Raw genomic sequence first — 22,990 nt, 5'->3', positions numbered from 1 at the left:
CGCCACGCCCGTTCGCCCCACCCCACTCCCCCTGCAAGCCTTCTTCCACCTTCCGCGAAATCCTTATCGAAATTGCTTCGTTCGCCTTTGCCGGCCGCGCCGCTAACGTGTTCAAAACGGCGGCGGCGCGCCGGATGCATCGCACGAAGCACGACAGCCGCCGCCATCACGACAACTGCGTCGCGATAACGGAACAGACCGGACGGGCCGCGTGCCCGCACCCCGCCAGGAACGTCCGCATCGCGCGCCATTCGCGATGCCCATGGCCACGAACGACCGCATCATCGACACGACGCCGCTCGACGTCCGCGCGCAGCCGCTGATCGACGCGCTGATCGACGAGTATTCGACCCGTTACAACGCGTACCGCCCCGACAGCCGCGCGTCGGCCCGCGACGAACTCGCGCGCTATCCGGCCGAACTGTTCGCGCCGCCCGAAGGCGCGTTCGTGCTGCTGCTGCGCGACGGCGAGACGATCGGCGGCGGCGCGTTCAAGCGCTACGACGCGCAGACCGCCGAACTGAAACGCATCTGGACGCGCACCGACCTGCGCCGCCAGGGCCTCGCGCGACTCATCGTCGAAGCGCTCGAACTGCGCGCCGTGCAACAGGGCTACCGCCGCCTCTACCTGACCACCGGCTTTCGTCAGCCCGAAGCGTGGGCGCTGTACGACCGCACCGGCTATACGCGGCTGTTCGATTCGTCGATCGACCCGGAAGCGTATTTCCACTTGCGTTTCGGCAAGGATCTCGTCGATCCGTCGCGCACGTCGACGCTGGCCGACCTGTGGGCGCCCGTGCCCGAACCGGTGCTGCCGCGCTGAGCGACCGCATTTCGCGTCGCCCATTCCGCTTTCAACGATTCCACGCTGCCACGACAGGACGTTTTCATGCATCGAGCCGTACCGCTTTCTTTCCGTGCCGTGCGCACGCTGGCCACCGCACTGATCGGCCTGAGCGCCATCGCGGCCGCGATGGCCGCGACCGCCGCGACGTTCGACCTGAGCCCCGAGCAGCGCGGCCGCCCGCGTGGCGCGGCCGATGCGGCAGTCGAGCGCGCGGTGCCCGCGTCGTTCAAGTTCGCCGAGCCCGGCACGCTGACGATCGGCATCGCACCGAGCCTGCCGCCGATCAGCTCGTATGCGACCGACGCGCGCACGGTGATCGGCTTCGATGCCGACGTCGGCCAGCTCGTGTCCGACAGCCTCGGCCGCAAGCTGAAGATCGTCGCGCTCGCGTGGGCCGACTGGCCGCTGGCGCTCGAATCGGGGAAAGTCGACGCGGTGATCTCGAACGTGACCGTCACCGAGGAGCGCAAGCAGAAGTTCGATTTCTCGACCTATCGCAAGGACCAGGTCGGCTTCTACGTGCGCAACGACAGCAAGATCCAGGCGATCCGCGAGCCGAAGGACGTCGCGGGGCTGCGCATCGTGACCGATGCCGGCACCAACCAGGAAAAGATCCTGCTCGCGTGGGACCGCGAGAACGTCGCGCACGGGCTGAAACCCGTGCAGATCCAGTATTACGACGACCAGGCGATGCGCATCGTCGCCGTGCAGTCGGGCCGGGCGGACGCGGTGTTCAGCGTGAATTCGGTGCTCGCGTATCAAAGCGCGCAGCAAGGCAAGACACGGCTCGTCGGCGCGATCAGCGGCGGCTGGCCGCGCACGGCCGACATCGCGATCGCCACGCGCCGCGGCAGCGGCCTCGCAGAGCCGCTGACCGTCGCGCTGAACGGGCTGATCAAGAGCGGCCGCTACCAGCAGGTGCTCGACCGCTGGAACCTCGCGTCCGAAGCGATCGACCAGTCGCGTACGAATCCGCCCGGGCTGCCGAAGAGCTGAGCGCCGCGCGCCCGCCACCGTCCATCCACGCTCACGCAGGAACGCCGCTCACCATGTCTTATTCGCTTTCGTTGCTGGACAAGAGTCCGATCGCCGACGGCGCGAACGCCGCCGACGCGCTGCGCTTCACCACGACGCTCGCGCGACGCGCCGAACAGCTCGGTTACGAACGCTTCTGGGTTGCCGAGCATCACGGCACGCCGGGTTTCGCCAGCTCGGCGCCGGAGGTCGTCGTCGCGCACCTGCTCGCGCACACGTCGCGCATCCGTATCGGCTCGGGCGGCGTGATGCTGCAGCACTACAGCCCGTTCAAGGTCGCGGAAACATTCAAGCTGCTGGCCGCGCTCGCGCCGGGCCGCGTCGATCTCGGCATCGGCAAGGCGCCCGGCGGGCTGCCGCTGACCACGCGCGCGCTGCAGTGGTTCCACGACAAGGCGCGCAAGCCCGATTTCGCGGGGCAGCTCGCGGAGCTCGACGCGTTTCTCGGCTGGGGCGTGGCCGAAGATCATCCGCTCGCCGGCGCGGTCGCGATGCCGGTGCCGCCGCAGTTGCCCGAACGCATCCTGCTCGGCGGCTCGCCGGACAGCGGCGCGCTCGCCGCACGCAACGGCTGGCGCTTCTGCTACGCGGGCCATTTCAACGGCGACGACGCGAATCTCGAACGCTCGCTCGACGCCTACCGCGGCGCGGGCGGCGAGAAACCGCTCGTCGCGCTGTACGCGGTCGCCGCGCCGACGCGCGACGAGGCCGAACAACTGATCGGGCCGCTGAAGATCTTCAAGCTGCAGTTGGCCGGCGGCCAGAGCTTCAATCTCGGCAGCGCGCAGGCGGCCGCGGAATTCGCGCGGCAAAGCGGCGCGTCCGACTACCGGATCGACGAGTTGCGCCCGACGGTACTGGCCGATACGCCCGAGGGCGTGCACCGCGCGCTCGACGCGCTGAGCCGGCGGCTCGACGTCGATGCGTTCGTGATCGATTCGCCGGTATCCGACTACGCGGCGCGGCTCGCGTCTGCCGAATGGCTCGGCGCCGCGCTGTCCACCACGCCGTTGCAGACGGCCCTCGCGGCCGATCGCTCCCTCTCCCCTGACCAGAACGCGTGACATTCCCATCATGACGACCCGACGATCGATTCCCTTCGGCCTGATGCTGCAAGGCGCAGGCAGCCACATGAACGCGTGGCGGCATCCGAGCAACCCGCCCGACGCCAGCATCAACCTCGACTTCATGATCGGCGTCGCGCGCAAGGCGGAAGCCGCCGGCATCACCTTTGCGTTCGTCGCGGACGGCCTCTACATCAACGAGAAGTCGATCCCGCACTTCCTGAACCGCTTCGAGCCGCTGACGGTGCTGTCGGCGCTCGCGGTCGCGACGAAGAAGATCGGGCTCGCGGGCACGATCTCGACGTCGTACAGCGAGCCGTTCACGGTCGCGCGCCAGCTCGCGTCGCTCGACGCGATCAGTGGCGGTCGCGCGGGCTGGAACGTCGTGACGACGCCGCTCGAAGGCACCGCGAAGAATTTCGGCAAGACGCACCCGGATCACGAACTGCGCTACGAGATCGCCGACGAATACCTCGAGGTCGTGCAGGGCCTGTGGGACAGCTGGGACGACGACGCCTTCGTGCGCGACCGCGCGACCGGCCGCTTCTTCGATCGCGACAAGCTGCATACGCTCGATCACCAGGGCCGCTTTTTCCAGGTTGCGGGCCCGCTGAACATCCAGCGCTCGCCGCAGGGGCAGCCGGTGATCTTCCAGGCCGGCTCGTCCGACACCGGCATCGGCCTCGCGGGCAAATACGCGGACGCCGTGTTCACGCATTCGCCGTCGATCGAGGAAACGGCCGCGTTCACGCAGCGCGTGAAACAGAGCGCGATCGAACACGGGCGGCAGGCCGGCGACGTGAAGATCTTCCCGGGCGTCGGGCCGATCGTCGGTCGCACGGCCGCCGAAGCGGAAGACAAATACCAGGCGATCCGCGACCTGCTGACGATCGACGAGGCGCTCGCGTACCTCGGCCGCTATTTCGATCACCACGATTTCACGCAGTACGCGCTCGATGCGCCGTTCCCGGAACTCGGCGAGCTCGGCCGCAACAGCTTCCGCTCGACCACCGACCGCATCAAGGCCGATGCGAAACGCAAGGGCCTGTCGCTGCGCGAAACCGCGCTCGCGGTCGCGACGCCGCGGCCGAACTTCATCGGCACGGCCGAACACGTCGCCGACGAACTGATCCGCTGGCACGACGCAGGCGCCGGCGACGGCTTCATCCTCGGTTTTCCGGTCCAGGCGCAGGGCGTCGACGATTTCATCGAACTCGTGATTCCGGTGCTCGAGGCGCGCGGCCGCTACAGCCGCGACCTGCCCGGCGCCACGCTGCGCGACCACCTCGGTCTGCCGCGCAAGGCGAGCCGCTACGCGACGCCCGGTGCCGCCCAGGAAACGGCCGCCGAAGCGCACGCCTGACGCCGCCGCGCCGCCCATGCACGGCGGCGCGCCCGCCGATCGATCGATTCGAGGATTCCAACGACATGAGCGACACGACCCACCTCGGCGGCGCGCTGCCGCCGCTCTCTTCCCCCGGCACACGCGAGCCCGGCACGCGTTTGCGGATCGTGCCCGCGCGCCACCGGTCGCGCACGGCCGGCACCGTGCTCGCGCTCGTGCTGATCGCGATCACGCTGTATTCGCTCCTCGGCAACCCGCAGTGGGGCTGGCCGGTGTTCGCCGAATGGTTCCTGTCGCCGCCGGTGCTGTCGGGGCTCGCGCGCACGCTGGTGCTGACGCTGCTCGGCGCGGTGTTCGGCTTCGTGCTCGGCGCGTTCGTCGCGCTGGCCCGGTTGTCGCGCTCGCGCCTGCTATCCGCCAGCGCATGGACCTTCGTGTGGCTGTTCCGCTCGATTCCGTTGATCGTGCTACTGCTGATCCTGAACAACCTCGGCTACCTGTACGAGCACGTGCGGCTCGGCGTGCCGTTCACCGACATCGTGTGGTTCGACACGCCGACCACCGACCTCATCAGCCCGTTCCTCGCGGCCGTGTTCGGCCTCACGCTGAACCACGCGGCGTTTTCCGCGGAGGTGATCCGCGGCGGCATTCTCGCGGTCGACCAGGGGCAGCTCGAAGCCGCCGCCGCGCTCGGGCTGCCGCGCGGCCGCCAGACGTCGCGGATCGTGCTGCCGCAGGCGATGCGCGCGATCCTGCCGACCGCATTCAACGACCTGATCTCGCTCGCGAAAGGCACGTCGATGGTGTACGTGCTCGCGATGCCCGAACTGTTCTACACGGTGCAGGTGATCTATCGCCGCAACCTCGAAGTGATTCCGCTGCTGATGGTCGCGACCGTCTGGTACCTGATCATCCTGACCGTGCTGTCCGCGATCCAGGTGCAGGTCGAGCGGCACTATGCACGCGGCGCGCTGCGCAATCCGCCGCCGTCGGTGGTCACGTTCGCGCTTGCGCGCCTCGGCGGGCTGTGGCGGCGTGTCGCGTCACGCCGTGCGGCGTCGAATGCGCAGGCTGCAGACGACACGCGCACCGATACCGCGGCCGCCGTGTCGCGCACCGGCGGCGAAGTGGCCGTGCATGGCGTGTCGAAGCAGTTCGGCATGCAGCGCGTGCTCGACAACGTGTCGTTCGTCGCGCCGCGCGGCAGCGTGACCGTGATCGTCGGCCCGTCCGGCTCCGGCAAGTCGACGCTGCTGCGCACGATCAACCATCTCGAACGCGTCGACGACGGTTTCATCGACATCGACGGCGAACTGATCGGCTATCGCCACGACGGCGACGTGCTGCACGAACTGAGCGAACGCGACGTGCTGAAGCGGCGCACGGCCGTCGGCATGGTGTTCCAGAACTTCAACCTGTTCCCGCACCTGACGGTGCTCGAGAACCTGATCGAAGCGCCGATCGCCGTCGCCGGCGTGACGCGCGATGCGGCCGAGCACACCGCGCGCACGCTGCTCGCGCGGGTCGGCCTCGCGGATAAAGCCGATGCGTACCCGCGCCAGTTGTCCGGCGGCCAGCAGCAACGCGTCGCGATCGCGCGGGCGCTCGCGTTGCGTCCGAAGGTGCTGCTGTTCGACGAGCCGACGTCGGCGCTCGATCCGGAACTCGTCAACGAAGTGCTCGACGTGATCAAGGAACTCGCGCGCTCGGGCACGACGCTCGTGATCGTCACGCACGAAATCGGCTTCGCACGCGAAGTGGCGGACAACGTGCTGTTCATGGAACGCGGGCGCATCGTCGAGGCCGGGCCGCCCGCGGTCGTGCTCGACGCGCCGTCGCATTCGCGCACCCGCGCGTTCCTGTCGCGGGTGCTGTGATGCGCGCCGCTTTCGACCTGCGAGGTGCCGCGCGATGACCGATCGACGCCAGTTCATCACGGCCGCGCTGGTCGCGGCATCGGGCCTGCCGTGGCACGCGGCACGCGCGGCGGCCGCCACCGCCGACCTCGACCCGCGTCAGGCCGGCCGCCTGCGCGCGAGCCCCGACGACGCGGCCATCCGCGCGGCCAGCGGCTACCGCTGGGTGCGCGACGGCGCGTTCACGGTCGCGATCTCGCCGCACGCGCCGCCCGTGTCGACCTATGCGACCGACGCGCGCACCGTGGTCGGTGCCGATCCCGACTATGCGCAACTGGTCGCGGACGCGCTCGGCCGTACACTCGTGCTACTGCCGATCGCGTGGGCCGACTGGCCGCTGGGGCTGACGTCCGGCAAGTACGACGCGGTGATCTCGAACGTCGGCGTGACCGAGAAGCGCAAGGAGAAATACGATTTTACGACCTACCGGCTCGGGCTGCACGGCTTCTACGTGCGCACCGCCAGCCCGATCGCGAAGATCGCGGAGCCGAAGGACATCGCGGGCCTGCGGATCATCACCGGCGCCGGCACGAGCCAGGAGCGCATCCTGCTCGAATGGAGCAAGCGCAACGTCGCGCAAGGGCTGAAGCCGGCCGAACTGCTCTATTTCGACGACGATGCGACCGCGCGCATCGCGCTGCTGTCGGGCCGCGCGGATGCGGAGCTGAACCCGAACGCGTCGCTCGCGTACGAGGCCGCGCGCACCGGCAAGATCCGCCGTGTCGGCGTCGTCAATGCAGGCTGGCCGGCGAATGCGGACGTCGCGATCGCGACGCGCCGCGGCAGCGGGCTCGCGCCCGCGCTGACGCTCGCCACCAATGCGCTGATTGGCAACGGCCGCTATGGGCAGGCGCTGGCGCGCTGGGGTTTGCAGAGCGAGGCGATCGCGCGGGCGGAGACCAATCCGCCGGGGTTGCCGTCGTTCTGAGCGTGTTGCTCAAGACAATCGCGCCGGCATGTCGTGACAGACAGGCCGGCGCGATTCGATCGGTCGGTCGGTCGTCTACGCCGGCACCGCCGCCTGATAGCGGTCGAGTTCCGCAATGTGCGCATGAATCGCCGGAATCAGGTCGCGCCCGTAGGCCAGTGCATCGTCGAGCGGATCGAAACCGCGAATCAGGAACGTCGATACGCCGAGCCGGTAATACGCGCCCAGCGCTCGCGCGACCTGCTCGGGCGTGCCGACCAGCGCGGTCGAATTCCAGCGCGCGCCGGTCAGGTTCGCAACCCCCATCCACAGCCGCTCGTCGAGCACGTCGCCCTGCGCGGCGGCGGCCATCAGCCGCTGCGAGCCCGCATTCTGCGGCGCGTGACCGGCGATCGGCTGGCCGTTCGCGAGCCGCGCCGCACGCACGCGCTCGCGGATCGCCTCGGCCTTCTCCCACGCGGCCGCCTCGGTATCGGCGACGATCGGCCGGAACGACACGCTGATGCGCGGCGCGCGTCCGAACGGCGCGGCGGCGGCCCGCACGCGCGCGATCTGCTCGCGCACCGCATCGAGCGGCTCACCCCACGTCATGTAGACATCCGCATGCTCGCCCGCAACGGCAAGCGCGGCGGGCGACGAGCCGCCGAAATAGATCGGTACGTGCGGCCGCTGCGCGCCCTTCACGAGCGGCGACGCGCCGCGCAGCCGGTAGAACGCGCCGTCGTGATCGACCGGCGCATCGGCCAGCCAGATCCGTTTCAGCACGTCGAGATATTCGCCGGTGCGGCGGTAGCGCGCATCGTGCGGCACGAAATCGCCGTCGCGCTGCAAGTCGGCGTCGTCGCCGCCGGACACCACGTTCAGCGCGAGCCTGCCGCCGCTGAACACGTCGAGCGTCGCGATCTGCCGCGCGGCGGCCGACGGCACGATCACGCCTGGCCGGTGCGCGAGCAGCAGGCGGATGCGTTCGGTCGCGGCGGCCGCGAACGACGCGACGATGAAGCCGTCCGCCGCGTTGCTGAAATGGCCGATCAGGATCTGGTCGAAGCCGGCGGCCTCGTGCGCCTGCGCGAAGCGGCGCAGGTAGTCGGGCTGGACGGCCGCGCCGCCCGGTACGTCGACCTCCGCGCCGGGCGTCGCGGTGATCATGCCGATGATGTCGACTGGCATGTCGGGATGTCCTCGGGTATGTCGATCAGGAATGGCGGGAATCGTGTAGCGGGCCGCACGGTCACTGCGCGGCGGCGGTCTTCTGCGCGGGCGCCGCGAACGCGCCTGCGTACGAGCGGTCGAGCAGCTTCGACGTGTCGTACGCGGTCGGAATCACGCCGGACTTGTGCAGGAAGTCTGCCGTGTTCTGCGCGTCCTTCGCGGCCGTCTCGTCGACCGGGCCGACACGCTGCCGGGCATTGTTGAGCCAGCGGTACGCGACGTCGGGTTCGAGATTCGCGCGTTTCGCCCACAGGTCCGCGTACTCGCGCGGATGGCTGTCGACCCACTGGCGCGCGACCACCACGCGCCGCAGGAAATCGGTGATTTCGGCGCGCTTGCCTGTCGCGGCCTGCTCGTTAGCAGCGACGAAGCTCAGCGCCGGCATCAGCCCCTGCGCGGTCGTCACGGGGCGCGCCCCCTGCCGCAACGCCAGCGTGCTGACGAACGGCTCCCACAGCGACACCGCGTCGACCGAGCCGTTCGCGAGCGCATTGGTCGCGTCGATCGGCATCAGGTACGCGTACTTCACCGAATCGGCGCGCAACCCCGCGTGTTCGAGCGCACGCAGCACGAGCTGCTGGCTCCACGCGCCGCGCCATACCGCGATGGTCTTGCCTTGCAGATCGGCCACGGTGCGCACCGGCGAGTTCTTCGGCACGAGGATCGCTACGCCGTCGAGGCTCTGCCGCGACACCGCGACGACCTTGACCGGCGCGCCGCGCGCGGCCAGCGTGAGCAGCGCGGAATCGCCGAGGAAGCCGAGGTCGATCGCGTTGCCGTTCAGGCTTTCGGCCACCGGCGCGGCGGCCTGGAAGTGCTTCCACTCGATCGTGTAAGGCAGATCCTTCAGCGCGCCGGACGCCTCCATCGACGCCTGGATGTTGAAGTAGTTCTGCTCACCGACACGCAACGTGACGGTGTCTTTGGCGATGCCCGGCTGCGCGGCGAGCGCCAGCAAGAGCGCCGTGACGATTCGGCTCAGCAACATGATCTCCCGGAAGGTTTGTCCGCCGTGCGAAACCGCCGGCGCAACGGATGGAACCGGTGAAGATACGTCGATCCACTTCATGACACAAACGCAATATTCTTCTATGCAAAGATGCAAATATTTTATGACTCGCTCGCGTGCGTGCACTGCTCGTCGTCTGCCGACGCCTCCCGAAGTTCGAAGGGTTCCTCGACAGATATTTCGTGCACGAAATAAATTACGAACTATATTTCGCATACGAAATAACTACCCGAGCGAGGACGCCCATGAGCTCCGAACCCATCGAATTTTCCGCTGCGGACGGCTACGTGCTGCACGGCACGCTGTGGTCGCCGGATGCGACGCCGCGCGCGCTGGTCCTGATCCATCCGGCGACGGCCGTGCCCGAGCGGCTGTATGCGGGCTTCGCGCGCTTCCTGACCGAACGCGGTTTCGCGGCGTTGACCTACGACTATCGCGGCATCGGCGCATCGCGGCCGGCGCGTTTGGGCGCGCTGCAGGCCCGCATGCGCGACTGGATGGAGCTCGACGTGGGCGCGGCGACCGCGTGGGCCCGGCACGCGTATGAAGGGCTGCCGTTGCTGGCGGTCGGCCACAGCGTCGGCGGCCACGCGATCGGGCTGTCCGGCGCGACGACGCATCTGCGCGCGGCCGTGCTGGTCGCCGCGCATGCGGGCAGCACGCGGCTGATCGCGCAGGCGGCCGAGCGCCTGAAGGTGCGGCTGATCCTGCGCGTGCTCGGCCCGCTGACGTCCGCGTTGCTCGGCTACGTGCCCGGCAAGCGGCTCGGGCTCGGCGAGGATCTGCCGGCCGGCGTGTTCCGCGAATGGAGCCGCTGGACGACGCTGCCTCACTACTTCTTCGACGATCCGACGCTCGGCGCGGCCGAGCGCTTCTCGAAGCAGCAGTTGCCGATCCTCGCGCTCGGCTTCGACGACGATCCGTGGGCGAACCCGGCCGCGATCGGCCTGCTGGTAAGCTATCTGACCCGCGCGAAGGTCGAACGCCGCCAGATCGATCCGCGCGCGGCGGGCAGCGGCCCGGTCGGGCACATGGGCTTCTTTCGAAGCCGGCCCGGCACCGTGCTGTGGCCCGACGTCGCCGACTGGCTCGCGCAGGCGCTCGACACGCCGCGCACCGCGGGCCGTCCCTCTCTTTCCATTGCAGCCGGGAACCCAGCTTGAGCGAAGACCGACGACTGTTTTTCATGTTGAACATCGGCCAGCGACGCGTGCAGCGCTGGATCGACCGCAAGGCCGAAACCGAAACGCGCGCGAGCGCCGCGCAGGCCGGTGCACTGTTCTGTCTCGCCAGGCAGGACGGCGCGCTGATCGGTGAAGTCGGCGCCGCATTGCAACTGGCGCCGTCCGCGATGACGGGGCTCGCCGACCGGATGGCGAAAGCCGGCCTCATCACGCGTCATGCCGATTCGGACGACGGCCGCGCGACGCGGCTGTACCTGACCGACGCAGGCCACGCGGCGCTCAAGCGTGCGCGCGTGCTGCTGCGCGAACTCAACGGGAAGCTGTGCGACGGGTTTTCCGACGCCGAACTCGACGTCGTCGCGCGCTGGTTGCACACGTTGCAGGAGCGCTTTCCGGCGGAGCGCTGAGCAGCGCATCACGCGCTCACAGTCGGCGCGTGCCGGACATCAATCGCAAGCGATTGCGATTCGCGTTTTCGATTCGATTTTCATGCCGCCGCAACGGCAAATCTTGCATGCCGGACGCCTGCTTCCGGCAACGCTTTCCGGCTACGTCCTGTTACAAAAAACCGTCTGTTGCGCGGCATTCGAATCGCCTACATTGCAATCCACTTCGACACATTCGTCGCATGCCCGGACTGGCGTTCCCGTCGGGTCGACATCGCAGACACACCCGACAAGCATTGAAAACGAAGAGGAGTCTTAACCGAAGCGCTGGCGGCATCCAGCGCACGCGGATCGCGATGACTGAAACGGCAAGCTGAACGGCACGTCACGACGTGCGCGGCACGATTCGCCGCGCCCCGGCTCGCGTCGTCTCGTCGTGCCCCGCCATCGCATCCGCCCCTCACCGAGGAGTCGTCCATGCGACGCATGATCGTGTCCCATCCGCTTGTCACCCGTCTGTCCGCCGCGATGGCGCTGGCCGCCGCTGCCGTGGCGCACGCCGAACCCGTCGTCGTGTCCGGCCCGAGCCCGTTCGCCGCGTGCACCATCGGCGGCCCGGGCACCAACTACGTGAATGCAGAAGTCGAACCGTGGCTCGCGGTCAATCCGGCGAACCCGAACAACATGATCGGCGTGTGGCAGCAGGACCGCTGGTCGAACGGCGGCGCCCACGGGCTCGTCGCCGGCTACACGTTCGACGCCGGCGCGACCTGGGCGCGCACGCCGCAGCCGTTCAGCGCATGCGCGCCGGGCGGGCTGAAATACGAGCGCGCGTCCGATCCGTGGGTCTCGTTCGGGCCGGACGGCACCGCCTACTCGGTATCGATCTCGTTCAACCAGTCGAACAACGCCAACGCGGTCGGCGCGTCGGTCTCGACCGACGGTGGGCAAACGTGGAGCAACCCGGCCGTGCTGATCGCGAACGACGAACCGACGACGCAGTTCTTCAACGACAAGGAATCGGTGACCGCCAACCCGGTGAAGGCCGGCACCGCCTACGCGGTATGGGACCGTCTCGAGCTGCCGAACGGCAACCCGTACGCGAACCTGCACACGAAGGCGTATCGCGGGCCGACGCTGTTCTCGAAGACGACCGACGGCGGCAAGACGTGGAGCGCCGCGAAGGTGATCGTCGACGTGCCGTCGCGCCAGCAGACGATCGGCAACCAGATCGTCGTCGATCCGAAGAGCGGCACGCTCTACGATTTCTTCGACCTGATCCAGCCACCGTTCAGCAAAGCGGCCGGCAAGGTCGCGTTCATCAAGTCGACCGACGACGGCGCGACGTGGACCAAGCCGCAGATCATCGCGGGGCTGCAGACGGTCGGCGTCACGGACCCGAACACCGGCGAACCCGTGCGCACCGGCGACATCATTCCCGAACCCGCGATCGATCCCGCATCCGGGCAGCTCTACGTCGTGTGGCAGGACAGCCGCTTCAACGGCGGCGCGTACGACGAGATCGCGCTATCGACGTCGAAGGATGGCGGCGCGACCTGGAGCACGCCGCAACAGGTGAACACGCCGACCGGGCGCCCCGCGTTCAATCCGTCGGTGCGCGTCGACAACACGGGCGCGGTGATGGTCACGCACTACGACTTCCGCGACCTGCAGGCCGGCAACACGACGACGCTGCCGACCGGCTTCTGGCGCAAGATCTCGCACGACGGCGGCGCCACGTTCGCCGACGAGCGGCGCGTCGGCGGCCCGTTCGACATGAAGCTCGCGCCCAACGCCGAAGGGTTCTTCATCGGCGACTACCAGGGGCTCGACGTTCTCCCGTCGTCGTCGTTCCATCCGTTCTTCGTGCAGACCAACGCGGGCAACCTGACGAACCGCACCGACGTGTTCTTCGCGCCGTAACGCGCGCCTGGCCACCTCGCCGCCGCTCCGACGCCATGCGTCGCGCGGCGGCGGGCGCAGCTCCAGCGCATCAATGCATGTCGGTCAGCACGATGCGCCCGTCGACCTTCCCTTCCCGCAGCTTCGCGAAGATGTCGTTGATGTTGCCGAGCCGGTCGCGGTGGATGTGCGCGCGCACCAGGCCGTCCGCCGCGAAATCGAGCGATTCCTGCAGATCGCGCCGCGTGCCGACGATCGACCCGCGCACGGTGATGCCGTTCAGCACGGTCGAGAAGATCGGCAGCGGGAAATCGCCCGGCGGCAAACCGTTGAGCGCCACCGTGCCGCCACGCCGGACCATCCCGAGCGCCTGCGCGAACGCGCTGCGCGATACGGCCGTGACGAGCACGCCGTGCGCGCCGCCGATTTCCTTCTGGATCACTTTCGCGGGGTCGTCGATCGACGCATCGATCGTCAGATGGGCGCCCAGTTGCCGCGCCAGCGCGAGCTTGTCGGGGGAAATGTCGATGGCCGCGACGTGCAGGCCCATCGCACGCGCATACTGCACGGCCACGTGCCCGAGGCCGCCGATGCCGGAAATCGCGAGCCACTGGCCCGGGCGCGTGTCGGTGACGCGAATGCCCTTGTAGACCGTGACACCCGCGCACAGGATCGGCGCGATCTCGTCGAACGCGACCTGCGCGGGCAACTGGCCGACGTAGTCGGGATCGGCCAGCACGTATTCCGCGTAGCTGCCGTTCACCGAATAGCCGGTGTTCTGCTGCCCATGGCACAGCGTTTCCCAACCCGTGCAGCAGTACTCGCAATGGCCGCAGGCCGTATAGAGCCACGGCACGCCAACGCGATCGCCCTCGCGCACGTGCGTGACGCCCGCGCCGACCGCCGCGACGATTCCCACGCCTTCGTGGCCCGGGATGAACGGCAGCGACGGCTTGACGGGCCAGTCGCCGTCGGCCGCGTGCAGATCGGTATGGCAGACGCCCGACGCCTTGATGTTGACGAGAATCTGGCCGGGCCCCGGTGCGGGGATCGGCACTTCGTCGATGCGCAACGGCTCGCCGAACGCGTGTACCACGGCCGCTTTCATGGTCTGGGTCATGCGTTGCTCCTGTCTGGTGATGAGCAACCCAGTATCCGGTTTCGGCACCGGAGCACGTTGATACGCGTCAACGCATCGGAACGGATGCAGCGGTCAACGCGGCTTCGCCACGATCGGCATCGTTCGACGCGAAAGCTCGAGCCGTCGATTGCACGCCGCCCCCGCTGCTCGCGCCACCCTTTCACCGTTCCGACAGAAACCCGACGAGATCCTGCCATTCGGCTTGGATTTTGACATGATATAACATATCATTTCGCGTGCTCGTCCACCGGATGCCGTTCCAACCAGGTGGCCGCGCCTTGCCGAGCCATGTTCCAACGGGTCACTGCGCGTCAGCGACGCAACAATATATCGTATCCAGCAGTGGCCCGCATCGCTCGTTATCCGATCCGATTCCAACCGATTCACCGACCATGCGCGACCTCCCTCGCTTACCGCTTCGCCCGCTCTCGTCCCTGTCGCTGATGCTGTGCGCCGCCGTCGCCCACGCGCAGACCGATGCGCCCGCCGCGTCCGGCACGCCTGCCGCCGCACCCGCACCGCTCGCACCGATCTTCGTGACCGCGAACCCGCTCGGCGACACCGAACTGATCGCGCCGACCGCCCAGCTTTCCGGCGACACGCTGACACGCCGCCAGGCCGATTCGCTCGGCGAAACGCTCAACGGGCTGCCCGGCGTGTCGACCACCACCTACGGGCCGATGGTCGGCCGCCCGATCATCCGCGGGATGGACGGCGACCGGATCCGGCTGCTGCAGAACGGCGTCGCGGCGTATGACGCGTCGTCGCTGTCGTACGATCACGCGGTGCCGCAGGACCCGCTGTCGATCGAGCGCGTCGAGATCGTGCGCGGCCCGGCCGCGCTGCTGTACGGCGGCAACGCGGTGGGCGGCGTGGTCAACACGATCGACAACCGGATTCCGCGCGAAGCGATCGAAGGCGTGACGGGCGCGCTCGACGCCCGCTACGGCGGCGCGAATTCCGTGCGCGCCGGCGCCGCGCAGGTCGAAGGCGGCAACGGCCGCTTCGCGTTCCACGTCGACGCATTCGATCGCGAAACCAGCAAGCTGCGGATTCCCGGCTATGCGCGCAGCAGCCAGCAGCGCGCGATCGACGGCCCCGACACGCCGCAACCGGAAGGCAACGTGCCGAACAGCGACGGGCGCGTGCACGGCGGCGCGGTCGGCGCGTCGTACACGTGGGCGGACGGTTTCGCGGGCCTGTCGTACAGCGGCTACGAATCGAACTACGGCTCCGTCGCGGAAAGCGACGTGCGGCTGCGGATGCGCCAGGAACGCCTCGCGTTCGCGTCCGAGGTGCGCAACCTGAGCGGGCCGTTCACGAAGCTGAAATTCGATTTCGCGTACACCGACTACCGCCACAAGGAAGTGGACAACGGCGAGACGGCGACCACCTTCCGCAATCGCGGCTACGAGGCGCGCATCGAGGCACGCCATCGAAAGATCGGGCCGTTCGAAGGCGCGATCGGCGTGCAGTTCGGCCAGAATACGTTCTCGGCGCTCGGCGACGAAATGCTCGTGCCGTCCACCCGCACCAACAGCGTCGCGCTGTTCGGCCTCGAGGAATGGCAGGTCGTCCCGGCGCTGAAGCTGAGCCTCGGCGGCCGCTTCGAGCACGTGAAGGTCGATCCCGATCCGGCGGGCGTCGAGAAATTCGCGGGCGCGCAGCCGCGCGACTTCAATGCGGGCAGCCTGTCGGCCGGTGCGCTGTTCTCGCTGACGCCGGTATGGTCGATCGCGGCGAACGTCGCCTACACCGAACGCGCGCCGACCTTCTACGAGCTGTATTCGAACGGTCCGCACGATGCGACCGGCCAGTTCCTGATCGGCAACCCGAACGCGTCGAAGGAAAAGGCCGTGTCGACCGACCTGTCGCTGCGCTATGCGAGCGGGCCGAACCGCGGCAGCGTCGGCGTGTTCTACAACCGCTTCTCGAACTATCTGACCGAGTACAACACCGGCCGCGTGGTGGACGACGACGGCGAGCCCGTCGCGCCCGGCACCGACGGCTCGCTCAACGAGGCAATCTACCGCGGCGTGCGCGCCGAGTTCTACGGCGTCGAGCTGGACGGCAAGTGGCGTGCGTTCTCGCGGCGCGGCCACACGGTCGATCTCGAACTGACGGCCGACTATACGCACGCGCGCAACGTCGACACGGGCCAGCCGCTGCCGCGCATCGCGCCGCTGCGCGCGACGCTCGCGGCCGACTACGGTTATGGCCCGTTCGGCGCGCGGGCGCAGATCACGCACGCGTGGTCGCAGCATCGCGTGCCCGACGACGACTTCTCGACGGACGGTTATACGTCGCTCGGCGTGATGCTGACGTACAAATTCCGCGTCGGCCCGACGCACTGGCTCGCCTACCTGCGCGGCGACAACCTGACGAACCAGGAGATCCGCTACTCGACGTCGGTCGTGCGCGGCTTCGCCCCGCAAGGCGGGCGCAGCGTGATGGCCGGATTGCGCACCACGTTCTGACCCTCGCATGGCTCGCGGCGCCCGTCGCGGGCCGCTTTCCGGGGCGAACCCGACGCCGCCGCGTCCTTTCCGTTTGTCCGTCAGACAGTCGCATCATTCACGCCGATCGTCGTGAATACGCATATCGGCTTCCATTCCCCATTCCTCCGCAATGAAATTCCGGCATTCACCGGTAATTTAGAATGAACTCATCAGACAATTACTATAAAAATGACGTTTATTGTTTTACCAGTAAATCCGGTTTCAAATACCTCGCATAAACAATTCAGTAAATATCGCCCCTCGCCTCTTTTGATCGAGATCAAGAATGCCCGTACGACAAGGCTTTGTTCAATCGAAAACAGAATGTAAGGGTTTTGACGGGTAAAGAATCATCCCGAATACCCGTTAAAGCCGGCACGATCCCGTATCTGGTCGAACGATAAATTCCATTTGCCAACCACACGCACAGGGGCACAACGTGAAAATCGCCAGAATGAGCATCAAAACGAAACTCCTCGGCGGCTTCGGCCTGCTCGCCGCGGTCGTCGTGATCGTGTCGGGCATGGCCCTCAAGGCACTGTCCGATACGAACGCCGAGTTTTCACGCTACATGAACGGCATCAACGCGCGGGCGAACCTGTCCGCGCAAATCCGCACCGCGGTCGACCGGCGCGCGATCGCCGCGCGCAACCTCGTGCTCGTCACCCGGCCGGCCGACGTCGAAGCCGAACTGGCCGAGGTGAACCACGCGCACAAGGACGTGCAGGACCATCTCGCGAAGCTCAAGGAACTCATGGCGAACGCGACCGACACCTCCGATCGCGCACGCGAACTGGTGGCCGACATCGTGCGCATCGAGGCCGGCTACGGGCCCGTTGCGCTGCGCATCGTCGGACTCGCGCAGGCCGGCAAGAAGGACGACGCAATCGCCGACATCGAGGACAACTGCCGCCCGTTGCTCGCGCAACTGGTGCGCGCAACCGACGCCTACGCGACCTTCACGCATGAACGCGAACTCGAAATCGCGCAGGCCTTCGCGGATCGCTACACGGCGGAGCGCAACCTGCTGGCCGGCATCTGCCTGATCGCCGTCGCGATCGCGGCCTGCGGCGGCCTGTGGCTCACACGCAAGATCACGGTGCCGATCGGCGCGGCCGTGGACGTCGCGCGCACGGTGGCGAACGGCGATCTCGGCAGCCGTATCGAGGTGCGCGGCAACGACGAAACGCGCGACCTGCTCGACGCGCTGCGGACGATGAACGAACGGCTGATCGGCATCGTCGGCCGCGTGCGCGACTCGTCGAACAGCATCGCGCACGCGGTGAGCGAGATCGCATCGGGCAACCTCGACCTGAGCCAGCGCACCGAGGAACAGGCCGCGTCGCTGCAGGAAACCGCGGCGACGATGGAGGAATTCACGTCGACGGTGCGCCTGAACGCGGAAAATGCGCAACAGGCCAGCACGCTCGCCGCGAATGCATCGGACGTCGCGCACCGCGGCAGCTCGGTGGTCGGCCGCGTGGTCGACACGATGACGGAGATCGGCCACAGCTCGTCGAAGATCGCCGACATCACGGGCATCATCGAAGGCATCGCGTTCCAGACCAACATCCTCGCGCTCAACGCGGCGGTCGAAGCCGCCCGCGCGGGCGAACAGGGCCGCGGCTTCGCGGTCGTCGCGAGCGAGGTGCGCAATCTCGCGCAGCGCTCGTCGACCGCGGCCAAGGAAATCAAGGAACTGATCACCGCGTCGGTGCAGACGATCCGCGACGGCTCGGCGCTCGCGGGCGAAGCCGGCAAGACGATGTCCGACGTCACGCAAGCCGTGGCGCGCGTGACCGACATCATGGGCGAGATCGCGGCCGCATCCGCCGAGCAAAGCCGCGGCATCGACCAGGTGAACCTGACGATCACGCAGATGGACGAGACGACGCAGCAGAACGCCGCGCTCGTCGAGCAGGCGGCAGCCGCATCGAAGTCGCTCGAGGCGCAGGGCCGCGAGTTGTCCGAAACGGTCGCCGCGTTCCGGATGCCGTCCGGCTCACATGGGGCGTCGCCGGGCGCGCGTGAGCAGGAAGCCGACGTGCGTCACTGGCAACCGGCTGCCGCGTAACGGCATGCGCGAACCAGACGACGATGCGCATGCGGTTACGCTCGTCCGTCTGGGTCACGCTGGCACGCACCGCGTAACCGCCGCATCCCTCATCGAAAATCGTTGCAGTCGATTGCGCATGCCGCCATGCGCGTCCTTCGCCCCACTCCCCGCATGGCCTTGCGCACACTGCTTCCGCAGCGACGCGCAAATTTCGGTCCCGCTCGGGCCTCGCGCGTTGCAGCACCCTCGTCATGGATAGCGCCCGACATGCGCGCCCGCATCGTGCATCGATACAGACTTTTAAAACGCACGAATGACGAGTATCCTAAAAAAGTACTTTTCGACCGGACGGCGAATCGCATTCCCTGACTCCCGTCCGACCGCCATGCGGCCCCATCGTCTCGCGCACCGCGCACCGATGGCGGCGTCTGTCTCTCGCGCCTGGCCGCACGCCCCCTTCCCCAACAATCGTCAGGAGAGCTGGTGAGCCGACTCGTCGTCGTATCCAATCGCATCGCAGATCCCCGTAAAGCCGCGGCAGGCGGTCTCGCCGTCGCCGTGAAGGACAGCCTGCAGGAAACCGGCGGCGTCTGGTTCGGCTGGAGCGGCAGGCTACGCGGCGGCGACGATCAGGCCACGCATGGCGACGACGTGCAGATCCAGAACGTCGGCGGCATCCAGCTCGCGACGGTCGACCTCGATCCGCAGGATTACGACGCTTACTATCTCGGCTACTCGAACAACGTGCTGTGGCCGGTGTTTCACTACCGGCTCGATCTCGCGCAGTTCGACCGGCGTTTCGCCGACGGCTACCGACGCGTGAACCAGCTGTTCGCGCGCAAGCTGCGCACGCTGCTGCGCCCCGACGACGTCATCTGGGTGCACGACTATCAGCTGATTCCGCTCGCGGCCGAGCTGCGCGCGATGGGCTGCACGAATCCGATCGGCTTTTTCCTGCACATCCCGATGCCGCCGCCGCCGATCATGGCCGCGATCCCGGAACACGAATGGCTGATGCGCTCGCTGTTCGCGTACGACCTCGTCGGCTTCCAGACCGAATCGGATCTGCTCCACTTCGAGCATTACGTCGAGGCCGAAGCCGGCGCGGCGCGGCTGCCCGACGGCCGGCTGCGCGCGTTCGGCCGCACGCTGTCGGCCGGTGCGTTCCCGATCGGCATCAACGTCGACGAATTCGAAGCGCTCGCGCGCGATCGCGACGGCCTCGACATGTTCGAGCGCATGCGCGACGAATATTCGCGCCGTCAGCTGCTGGTCGGGGTCGACCGGCTCGATTACACGAAAGGGCTGCCGCAGCGCGTGCATGCGTTCCGCGAGTTGCTCGAACACTATCCGGAGAACCGCGACCGCGCGACGCTGATCCAGATCGCCGCGCCGAGCCGCGAGGATCTCGGCGCCTACGACGACCTGCGGCGCGAGATGGACAGTCTGTGCGGCGCGATCAACGGCGACTACGGCGAGCTCGAATGGATGCCGATGCGCTACATTCACCGCACCGTCGCGCGCAAGCGGCTCCCCGGCCTCTACCGTGCAAGCCGGGTCGCGCTCGTCACGCCGCTGCGTGACGGGATGAACCTCGTCGCGAAAGAGTTCCTCGCGGCGCAGGACGCGGCCGACCCGGGCGTGCTCGTGCTGTCGCGTTTCGCGGGCGCGGCCGAGCAACTGAAGTCGGCGCTGCTCGTCAATCCGTACGACACGCAAGGCACCGCGCAGGCGATCCAGCGCGCGCTCACGATGCCGCTCGAAGAGCGCCGCCAGCGTCACGCGGCGCTGATGGCGATCATGCGCAAGACCGACGTGCACTGGTGGCGCACGCGCTTTCTCGAAGCGCTCACCGAAGCGGCCGAAGTCGCGGCCGCGACCGAATCCTGACGCGCTGGCGCGCGTTCACGCGTCCGTCGTCCCGGCGGGCATTCGAGCACGACCCACGACGTTCGACCGATACGTGTGCGTCGCTCATGGCGGCGCCGTGGCGGAAAGAAGGGAAAGAAAACGCGCAGTGTCGGCAGATCGACACGCGACGCTCGCCGGTCCGCGCAGCGCGCTTCAATGATCGGGTTCGTGCGGCCGTCGGTACGCGATGAAATCGCGCTCGACGGTAGACGCCTGCTCCGTTTCGATCGCGCCGCCTCGTGCGCTCGTTTCGTCACCGGGTAACGCTGCCGCCGTCGCCGACGGCGGTTCGCTGCACCCGTCGATCAGCGCCTGCAGCACGTCGCGTTCGAGCACCTCGCATTGCAGCAACCGTCGCGCGATGCGTTCGAGCGCGTCGCGTCGTTCGCCGAGCGTCGCCGCGACGCGCGCATGCGCATCGGTCAGCAGCGTGCGCACCTCGTCGTCGATCATGCGCGCGGTGTGCTCGCTGCAGCGGCCGTCGCCCGCATGCCATGCGCCGGGCATGCCCTGGCGTGCGTCGCCGTCGTCGAACGTCGCAAGCCCGATCTTCTCGCTCATTCCGTATTGCATGACCATGTGGCGCGCCATCGCGGTCGCGCGTTCGAGGTCGTTCTGCGCGCCGGTCGACACATCGCCGAACACGAGTTCTTCCGCCACGCGCCCGCCGAGCAGCGCGTCGATCCGGTCGAGCAACTCGCTGCGACGCAGGACGTAGCGATCCTCGGTCGGCACCTGTTGCGTGTAGCCGAGTGCCGCGACGCCGCGCGGAATGATCGACACCTTCTTCACCGGGTCGCAATGCGCGCGGCTCTCCGCGACGAGCGCATGGCCGGCTTCGTGATACGCGATCGTCAGCTTCTCCTGCTCGTTCATCACGCGGCTCTTGCGCTCGAGGCCCGTCAGCGCGCGGTCGATCGCCTCGTCGAAGTCGGCCATGCCGATCGCCGGCTTCCCGAGTTCGGCCGCATGCAGCGCGGCCTCGTTGACGACGTTCGCGAGATCGGCGCCGACGAAGCCCGGCGTGCGCGATGCAAGCTCGCCGAGATCGACGTCGGTCGCGAGCTTCACGCGCTTCACGTGCACGCCGAGGATCTGGCGGCGGCCGTTCACGTCGGGCCGGTCGATCGCGATGTGACGATCGAAGCGGCCCGGCCGCAGCAGTGCGGGGTCGAGAATCTCGGGCCGGTTCGTCGCGGCCATGATGATCACGCCGGCGCCGGCCTGGAAGCCGTCCATCTCGACCAGCAACTGGTTGAGCGTCTGTTCGCGTTCGTCGTTGCCCGACATCGGGCCGACGCCGCGCACCTTGCCGAGCGCATCGAGCTCGTCGACGAATACGATGCACGGCGCCTTCTGCTGCGCCTGCTCGAACAGGTCGCGCACGCGCGCGGCGCCCACGCCGACGAACATCTCGACGAACGCCGAGCCGCTGATCGAGAAGAACGGCACGGCCGCCTCGCCGGCCACCGCACGCGCGAGCAGCGTCTTGCCCGTGCCCGGCGCGCCGACGACGAGCACGCCTTTCGGAATCTTGCCGCCGAGCCGCTGGTAGCGATCGGGATTGCGCAGGAACGCGACCAGTTGCTGCAGTTCGGCTTTCGCTTCGTCGATGCCCGCGATGTCGTCGAACGTGATGCCGGTTTCCTGCTGCACGTACACGCGTGCGCGGCTCTTGCCCATCCCGGTGAAGTCCTGCAGCCCGCCGCGCTTGCGCAGCATCATGTTCCACACGAACACGAGCAGCACGAGCGGTAGCAACCACGACGCGAGCGACGTGATCCAGCCGGTATCGGGCGTGCCGTGATAGCGGATGCCGGCGGCGGTCAGCGTGTCGATCAGGTGTTCGTCGCTCACGCGGCTGGTCGTGAAGCGCCACGGCGTGCCGGCTTGCCGCACGACCGCGGCGTCGGACGCGGGCAGCATCGTGCCGGCCTGCGGCATCTTCAACGTGCCCGAGATCGACGCCGGGCCGATCTCGAGATCGTCGACAAGCCGCGCGGCGACGAGCCGGTGAAAATCGCTGTACGCAATCGGCGTCGACGTCGGGTGCAGCATCAGCAACTGCGCGGCGAACAGCAGGAAAAAGCCCGCCGCGATCAGCAATCCCGGGTAGTCGAATTTCCTGTCCATGGCATCGGGCCGGCCGTATCTGCTGCGCGGCGTGTGCTCACGCCGGCACGCGCGCGCAATCCGCGCAACGGGTACGCGGCTGCGGCCGCGACGACCAGCCGAAAACGGCATGCATCCACGCCATCGTCGCCTCGCTGTCTCGCGTCGTTCGTCCCATCGATACCGCCTCGGCAACACCGTCGGCCGGCGTCGCCGGGGCGATCCTCGCCCGGGCGGCACGCCGTGACGCGCCGCCCCTGATTCCAGTCTAGTTCGCGTGCGGGCGTCGCGCACCGCTCGCCGTGCACGCGTCGAATCGTCCGACGAACGACTTTCATCCGCCCCCTTGCCGCGTTATAGTCGCGTTCATGACATTTTCGTGACAGCCGTGTCGCGCCGCCGCGCGCGATAGCGGCCGTTGCATTCCGCCCTGCGTCGCGGCTG

The 22,990-nt window shown here is 68.0% G+C and carries 17 protein-coding genes; 12 read left to right on the top strand and 5 right to left on the bottom strand.

From position 1 onward, the window contains the following. Positions 1–251: hypothetical protein (locus tag H3O04_RS36210; protein WP_237666367.1), on the bottom strand; the 251-nt coding region annotated here is incomplete at its 3' end. A gap of 11 nt (positions 252–262) precedes the next feature. On the opposite strand from H3O04_RS36210, the gene H3O04_RS20135 reads away from it, so the two are divergent. The 6 genes from H3O04_RS20135 (at position 263) to H3O04_RS20110 (ending at position 7,135) form a co-directional block, all read left to right on the top strand. Next, a complete protein-coding gene (locus H3O04_RS20135; RefSeq protein WP_041492194.1) occupies positions 263–823 on the top strand; it encodes a GNAT family N-acetyltransferase in 561 nt (186 codons plus the stop codon). Between the two features lie 66 nt (positions 824–889). Continuing rightward, positions 890–1,843: an ABC transporter substrate-binding protein gene (locus H3O04_RS20130; RefSeq protein WP_074803269.1), complete on the top strand. Its 954-nt coding sequence runs from the start codon at positions 890–892 to the stop codon at positions 1,841–1,843. A 53-nt stretch (positions 1,844–1,896) separates the two neighbouring features. Beyond that, positions 1,897–2,946 carry an LLM class flavin-dependent oxidoreductase gene (locus H3O04_RS20125; RefSeq protein ID WP_202588319.1) on the top strand — a complete coding sequence of 350 codons (1,050 nt, stop codon included), beginning with the start codon at positions 1,897–1,899 and terminating at the stop codon, positions 2,944–2,946. 10 nt (positions 2,947–2,956) lie between these two features. After that, positions 2,957–4,309, top strand: a complete 1,353-nt coding sequence (locus tag H3O04_RS20120; protein WP_027810432.1) for an LLM class flavin-dependent oxidoreductase — start codon at positions 2,957–2,959, stop codon at positions 4,307–4,309. A 65-nt stretch (positions 4,310–4,374) separates the two neighbouring features. Further along, the gene (locus H3O04_RS20115) at positions 4,375–6,168 is read left to right on the top strand and encodes an amino acid ABC transporter permease/ATP-binding protein (protein WP_202588318.1); all 1,794 of its coding nucleotides are present in this window, start codon (positions 4,375–4,377) and stop codon (positions 6,166–6,168) included. A gap of 34 nt (positions 6,169–6,202) precedes the next feature. Beyond that, a complete protein-coding gene (locus H3O04_RS20110) occupies positions 6,203–7,135 on the top strand; it encodes an ABC transporter substrate-binding protein (RefSeq protein WP_202588317.1) in 933 nt (310 codons plus the stop codon). Positions 7,136–7,210: 75 nt separating this feature from the next. On the opposite strand, the gene H3O04_RS20105 is transcribed toward H3O04_RS20110, so the two are convergent. Both H3O04_RS20105 and H3O04_RS20100 read right to left on the bottom strand, forming a co-directional pair. Beyond that, positions 7,211–8,305 (bottom strand): LLM class flavin-dependent oxidoreductase, encoded by a 1,095-nt coding sequence (locus tag H3O04_RS20105; RefSeq protein WP_202588316.1) that lies wholly within the window; start codon positions 8,303–8,305, stop codon positions 7,211–7,213. A gap of 61 nt (positions 8,306–8,366) precedes the next feature. Then, positions 8,367–9,335, bottom strand: coding sequence for an ABC transporter substrate-binding protein (locus H3O04_RS20100; RefSeq protein ID WP_202588315.1), 969 nt, complete (start codon positions 9,333–9,335; stop codon positions 8,367–8,369). 266 nt (positions 9,336–9,601) lie between these two features. Between H3O04_RS20100 and H3O04_RS20095 the strand changes: the two genes are divergently transcribed. The 3 genes from H3O04_RS20095 (at position 9,602) to H3O04_RS20085 (ending at position 12,849) form a co-directional block, all read left to right on the top strand. Continuing rightward, positions 9,602–10,519 (top strand): alpha/beta hydrolase family protein, encoded by a 918-nt coding sequence (locus H3O04_RS20095; RefSeq protein ID WP_124591650.1) that lies wholly within the window; start codon positions 9,602–9,604, stop codon positions 10,517–10,519. Continuing rightward, complete coding sequence (locus H3O04_RS20090; RefSeq protein ID WP_006478991.1) at positions 10,516–10,947, top strand: MarR family winged helix-turn-helix transcriptional regulator; 432 nt, start codon at positions 10,516–10,518, stop codon at positions 10,945–10,947. The genes H3O04_RS20095 and H3O04_RS20090 overlap by 4 nt, the downstream gene beginning before the upstream one ends. A gap of 456 nt (positions 10,948–11,403) precedes the next feature. Beyond that, positions 11,404–12,849: a sialidase family protein gene (locus H3O04_RS20085; RefSeq protein WP_006478990.1), complete on the top strand. Its 1,446-nt coding sequence runs from the start codon at positions 11,404–11,406 to the stop codon at positions 12,847–12,849. Positions 12,850–12,919: 70 nt separating this feature from the next. On the opposite strand, the gene adhP is transcribed toward H3O04_RS20085, so the two are convergent. Further along, positions 12,920–13,948 (bottom strand): alcohol dehydrogenase AdhP, encoded by a 1,029-nt coding sequence (gene adhP, locus H3O04_RS20080; protein ID WP_175882975.1) that lies wholly within the window; start codon positions 13,946–13,948, stop codon positions 12,920–12,922. 413 nt (positions 13,949–14,361) lie between these two features. On the opposite strand from adhP, the gene H3O04_RS20075 reads away from it, so the two are divergent. The 3 genes from H3O04_RS20075 (at position 14,362) to otsA (ending at position 20,413) form a co-directional block, all read left to right on the top strand. Then, positions 14,362–16,446: a TonB-dependent receptor gene (locus H3O04_RS20075; protein WP_237666366.1), complete on the top strand. Its 2,085-nt coding sequence runs from the start codon at positions 14,362–14,364 to the stop codon at positions 16,444–16,446. A gap of 475 nt (positions 16,447–16,921) precedes the next feature. Next, entirely contained in the window at positions 16,922–18,541 is a 1,620-nt protein-coding gene (locus H3O04_RS20070) for a methyl-accepting chemotaxis protein (RefSeq protein WP_105797625.1), read from the top strand. Positions 18,542–19,006: 465 nt separating this feature from the next. Continuing rightward, on the top strand, positions 19,007–20,413 hold the full coding sequence (gene otsA / locus H3O04_RS20065) for an alpha,alpha-trehalose-phosphate synthase (UDP-forming) (protein ID WP_006478986.1): 1,407 nt from the start codon (positions 19,007–19,009) through the stop codon (positions 20,411–20,413). A 174-nt stretch (positions 20,414–20,587) separates the two neighbouring features. Here otsA and ftsH read toward each other — a convergent pair whose 3' ends face one another. Beyond that, positions 20,588–22,567: an ATP-dependent zinc metalloprotease FtsH gene (ftsH, locus tag H3O04_RS20060; protein ID WP_202588314.1), complete on the bottom strand. Its 1,980-nt coding sequence runs from the start codon at positions 22,565–22,567 to the stop codon at positions 20,588–20,590. Between the last annotated feature and the right edge of the window lie 423 nt (positions 22,568–22,990).

The organism is Burkholderia sp. KCJ3K979 (assembly GCF_016759955.1).
Taxonomy (GTDB): domain Bacteria; phylum Pseudomonadota; class Gammaproteobacteria; order Burkholderiales; family Burkholderiaceae; genus Burkholderia; species Burkholderia orbicola.
Note: the sequence above shows the minus strand (reverse complement) of the source record. Positions and strands in the feature narration are given on the sequence as shown.

What these genes read in the sequence shown, in the direction of transcription:
- H3O04_RS20135 (WP_041492194.1), top strand. Translation starts at nt 263, where the DNA reads ATGGCCACGAACGACCGCATCATCGACACGACGCCGCTCGACGTCCGC.
- H3O04_RS20130 (WP_074803269.1), top strand. Translation starts at nt 890, where the DNA reads ATGCATCGAGCCGTACCGCTTTCTTTCCGTGCCGTGCGCACGCTGGCC.
- H3O04_RS20125 (WP_202588319.1), top strand. Translation starts at nt 1,897, where the DNA reads ATGTCTTATTCGCTTTCGTTGCTGGACAAGAGTCCGATCGCCGACGGC.
- H3O04_RS20120 (WP_027810432.1), top strand. Translation starts at nt 2,957, where the DNA reads ATGACGACCCGACGATCGATTCCCTTCGGCCTGATGCTGCAAGGCGCA.
- H3O04_RS20115 (WP_202588318.1), top strand. Translation starts at nt 4,375, where the DNA reads ATGAGCGACACGACCCACCTCGGCGGCGCGCTGCCGCCGCTCTCTTCC.
- H3O04_RS20110 (WP_202588317.1), top strand. Translation starts at nt 6,203, where the DNA reads ATGACCGATCGACGCCAGTTCATCACGGCCGCGCTGGTCGCGGCATCG.
- H3O04_RS20105 (WP_202588316.1), bottom strand. Translation starts at nt 8,305, where the DNA reads ATGCCAGTCGACATCATCGGCATGATCACCGCGACGCCCGGCGCGGAG.
- H3O04_RS20100 (WP_202588315.1), bottom strand. Translation starts at nt 9,335, where the DNA reads ATGTTGCTGAGCCGAATCGTCACGGCGCTCTTGCTGGCGCTCGCCGCG.
- H3O04_RS20095 (WP_124591650.1), top strand. Translation starts at nt 9,602, where the DNA reads ATGAGCTCCGAACCCATCGAATTTTCCGCTGCGGACGGCTACGTGCTG.
- H3O04_RS20085 (WP_006478990.1), top strand. Translation starts at nt 11,404, where the DNA reads ATGCGACGCATGATCGTGTCCCATCCGCTTGTCACCCGTCTGTCCGCC.
- adhP (WP_175882975.1), bottom strand. Translation starts at nt 13,948, where the DNA reads ATGACCCAGACCATGAAAGCGGCCGTGGTACACGCGTTCGGCGAGCCG.
- H3O04_RS20075 (WP_237666366.1), top strand. Translation starts at nt 14,362, where the DNA reads ATGCGCGACCTCCCTCGCTTACCGCTTCGCCCGCTCTCGTCCCTGTCG.
- H3O04_RS20070 (WP_105797625.1), top strand. Translation starts at nt 16,922, where the DNA reads ATGAGCATCAAAACGAAACTCCTCGGCGGCTTCGGCCTGCTCGCCGCG.
- ftsH (WP_202588314.1), bottom strand. Translation starts at nt 22,567, where the DNA reads ATGGACAGGAAATTCGACTACCCGGGATTGCTGATCGCGGCGGGCTTT.